The 767-nt window shown below is 30.9% G+C and carries 1 protein-coding gene and 1 pseudogene; both read left to right on the top strand.

Features of this window, described 5'->3' with window-relative positions; translation table 11 throughout:
- A pseudogene (locus ACTHUE_RS19610) lies at window positions 1-190 on the top strand (hypothetical protein); the annotation flags it as partial.
- A 242-nt stretch (window positions 191-432) separates the two neighbouring features.
- The coding region (locus ACTHUE_RS19605; protein WP_440424236.1) for an immunity 42 family protein at window positions 433-767 on the top strand (335 nt) is incomplete at its 3' end.

Here is a 767-nt window from a genome sequence, read left to right as displayed (position 1 = left end):
TATATTTTCTATTGATACTGCATATATGAGTGGAGGGAGTAATTGTGAAATAGATTGTTTAGTATTAGAAATGGGATATGCTGGTGAGGAAGAGAGACTTTTTTATAGTTTTGATAATGGGAAAAACTTTAAAGAAATCAGGTATAAGAAAGGTACAGTTGAATCTGTTATTTTTCAATTGAATCTATAATATATTTTAGCAAACTATAGCCTTCACGAATTCTTCGCGTTTTTTGCAGGTGTCCACAATCTGAAAAACATAAAGTTGACTGTTACCGGCAGCAATCCTTTACTGGTTGGTGCTGATAACAACAGGAATTTGTATCACTGGGCAGGAACCTTAAACAGGAATAGAATTGATAAACTTAATATCCAACTGCGTAGGAAATTGGGTATTCCTGGAAAATAAATTTTATTCAAGGAGTGTTCTAAATGATTTTTGGGGATCCATATAAATTTGCAATTTGGATTGAGGAGATAGATGAATGGAGTTCAGAAAATTTTTCCGAAGGGATTTTTACATTTTTTGTGAATGGAGACATGATTCCTCAAGAACTACCAAATACGTCTACTTTTTTACCAAATTCTTTGCGTAGCATACAACAGTTTATTTCAATAAATGATAATCTAGAGTGTCCTAATTTATTTAACTTAGACTATTGTAATGCATATATCTTTTTGAACGATGCTGTTCATTATCGTAATATGAAATTATCAGAAGAAGAATCTTATTTATATTGGAAATACTGTATAACAGAATATATTGA

The organism is Neisseria sp. P0021.S005 (assembly GCF_051956955.1).
The sequence above is the reverse complement of the archived record's forward strand: the minus strand, read 5'-3'. Positions and strand labels throughout refer to the sequence as shown.